This window comes from Nitrobacter sp. 62-13, assembly GCF_001896955.1.
Classification (GTDB): Bacteria; Pseudomonadota; Alphaproteobacteria; order Rhizobiales; family Xanthobacteraceae; genus Nitrobacter.
Map to the genome: position 1 here is coordinate 1 of NZ_MKRN01000062.1, position 2,642 is coordinate 2,642.

The following is a 2,642-nucleotide window of genomic DNA, read 5'->3' on the forward strand; positions in this document are numbered from 1 at the left end:
TTCCTTTACGCTGTTCGTCTGTCATGTCCGCGATAGCAATTGCAGACCGCGTAAACCGGTCCGCGTTGCGAGCATCCGTCATTCACGGATATCCGGTCTTCATGTCGCTCGCGTTGGACTGTACCGTCATCCGCTTTCGCGGACGATGACTGTACGTTTGATGACCGTACGTTTAATGACGGTACGTTTGATGCGTTGTCTTCACGCGAAACCGGTACCCGCTTCGTTCGGAAACGCTATAGACATTCGGCATGTCGCTTTACTCGGACGCATCCAAAAACGAATTGCGCACGGCCGCGCTGGCTCGTCGCGATGGCTTGGGCGTGGAGCAGCGCGCAGCAGCGGCGCGTGCGCTCGCGGCCCGGATGCCGCCGCTCGAAATAACATCGTCGACCGTCGTCGCCGGCTACGCGCCGATCAAGAGCGAGATCGATCCGGTGCCGCTGATGCAGAGCCTTGCCGCGCGGGGCGCTGCGCTGGCGATGCCGGCGATTGCAGCGCGCAACGCCGCGCTCGTCTTCCGCGCGTGGAATCCGGGCGAGGCGCTGGTGCGCGGTGCGTTCGGAATTTTCGAGCCGCCCGCCACCGTGACCCAGGTCGTCCCGGATATCGTGCTGGTGCCGCTCGCCGCATTCGATCGCGCCGGTCACCGCATCGGCTATGGCGCGGGCTATTATGACCGCACGCTTGCGCAATTGCGCAACGGCGGGCCGGTCACCGCCATGGGTCTTGCTTTCGCGGTGCAGGAAATTCCGCAAGTGCCGGCATTGTCCCACGACGTCCGGCTCGATTATGTGCTAACCGAAGCCAAGCTTTTCAGCTTCGGAAAGTAGCTGCGTTGACATCGGAACAGTAAAGCCGTGCGTATTCTTTTCATCGGCGACGTCGTCGGCAAGACCGGACGAACCGCCATCAGCGAACATCTGCCGGCGCTCATTGCCCGGTGGAAGCTCGATCTCGTCGTCGTCAACGGCGAGAATGCCGCCGGTGGCTTCGGCATCACCGAGGCGATCTACCAGGAGTTTCTCGACGCGGGCGCCGATGCCGTCACGCTCGGCAACCACGCCTGGAATCAGAAAGAGGCGCTGGTGTTCATCGAGCGCGCGCCGCGGCTCATTCGCCCGCTGAATTTTCCGCGGCATACGCCGGGCCGCGGGGCCGCGCTGATCGATACGAGGGACGGCCGCCGCGCGCTCGTCATCAACGCCATGGCGCGCATCTTCATGGAGCCGCTCAACGATCCGTTCCGCGCCATCGAGCGCGAGCTGGATGCCTGTCCGCTGCGCGAGGCGGCGGACGCGATCGTCGTGGATTTCCACGGCGAGGCGACCAGCGAGAAGCAAAGCATGGGGTTCTTCTGCGATGGCCGCGCCAGCCTCGTGGTCGGCACGCACACCCATGTGCCGACGGCGGATCACCGGATTCTTTCCGGCGGCACCGCCTATATGAGCGATGCCGGCATGACCGGCGATTATGACTCCGTGATCGGGATGCAGAGGGAGGAGCCGCTGCGCCGCTTCACGACGGGCATTCCGAGCGGCCGGTTCGAGCCGGCCGGCGGCGTCGCCACTTTGAGCGGCGTCGCGGTCGAGACCGACGATGCGACCGGGCTGGCGCTAAAGATAGCGCCGGTGCGGATCGGCGGGCGGCTCGAGCAGGCGGAGCCCTCGTTCTGGTCGTGAGGGGCGATCAAACTTCGATCACCGATGTTTTGCGCCAGTCTTTGATTTCGACCGGTCCCGGCTTATAACGCCGCGCCGCTTCCACCTTTGCAGAGGGCGCCCGGTGCCGCCGCCGGCATCTGCCCTGGATTCGAGAGAGACCTGCCGATGGCCGGACATTCCCAGTTCAAGAACATCATGCACCGCAAGGGCCGGCAGGATGCCCAGAAGTCGAAGCTGTTCAGCAAGCTCGCGCGCGAAATCACGGTGGCGGCCAAGCTCGGCACCCCCGATCCGGCGATGAATCCGCGGCTGCGCGCGGCGGTGATCGCGGCGCGGGCGGAAAACATGCCCAAGGACAATATCGAGCGCGCGATCAAGAAGGCGAGCGGCAACGACGCGGAGAACTATGACGAACTGCGCTACGAGGGCTACGGTCCGGGAGGCGTCGCCGTCATCATGGAAGTCCTGACCGATAACCGCAACCGCGCGGCTTCCGACATCCGCTCCTATTTCACCAAGTCCGGCGGCAACCTCGGCGAAACCGGCTCGGTGTCGTTCATGTTCGACCGGCTCGGGGTGATCGAATACGACGCGGACAAGGCGTCCGCCGACGACATGCTGGAAGCCGCGATCGAGGCCGGCGCCGACGACGTGGTGTCGGGCGAGGGCGGCCACGAGATCTACGCCTCGCAGGAAACCTTCCGTGACGTCGCCAGGGCGCTCGAAGGCAGGTTCGGCGAGGCGCGCAAGGTCGCCTTGATCTGGAAGCCGCAGAACACCGTGGCCGTCGATGACGCGACCGGCGAGAAGCTGCTCAGGCTGATCGATCTGTTGAACGAACACGACGACGTCCAGAACGTCTACGCCAATTTCGAGGTCTCCGACGCGCTGATAGCGAAGCTCGGCGGGTAGGGTCCTACGATCGCAACTGCCTGATATCGTCATGGCCGGGCACAGCCGTTCGAAGAACGGCGTCGC

General features: G+C 64.4%; 3 protein-coding genes. All 3 read left to right on the forward strand.

Translation table 11 applies throughout. From position 1 onward, the window contains the following. Positions 1-251 precede the first annotated feature (251 nt). Complete coding sequence (locus tag BGN91_RS06220; RefSeq protein WP_292611485.1) at positions 252-833, forward strand: 5-formyltetrahydrofolate cyclo-ligase; 582 nt, start codon at positions 252-254, stop codon at positions 831-833. 27 nt (positions 834-860) lie between these two features. Further along, positions 861-1,682 (forward strand): TIGR00282 family metallophosphoesterase, encoded by an 822-nt coding sequence (locus BGN91_RS06225; protein ID WP_292611487.1) that lies wholly within the window; start codon positions 861-863, stop codon positions 1,680-1,682. A gap of 147 nt (positions 1,683-1,829) precedes the next feature. Beyond that, positions 1,830-2,576, forward strand: a complete 747-nt coding sequence (locus BGN91_RS06230) for a YebC/PmpR family DNA-binding transcriptional regulator (protein WP_292611489.1) — start codon at positions 1,830-1,832, stop codon at positions 2,574-2,576. The last annotated feature ends 66 nt before the right edge of the window (positions 2,577-2,642 follow it).

Bases quoted from the DNA above. Each gene is read 5' to 3' on its own strand.
- BGN91_RS06220 (WP_292611485.1), top strand. From the start codon at position 252: ATGTCGCTTTACTCGGACGCATCCAAAAACGAATTGCGCACGGCCGCG.
- BGN91_RS06230 (WP_292611489.1), top strand. From the start codon at position 1,830: ATGGCCGGACATTCCCAGTTCAAGAACATCATGCACCGCAAGGGCCGG.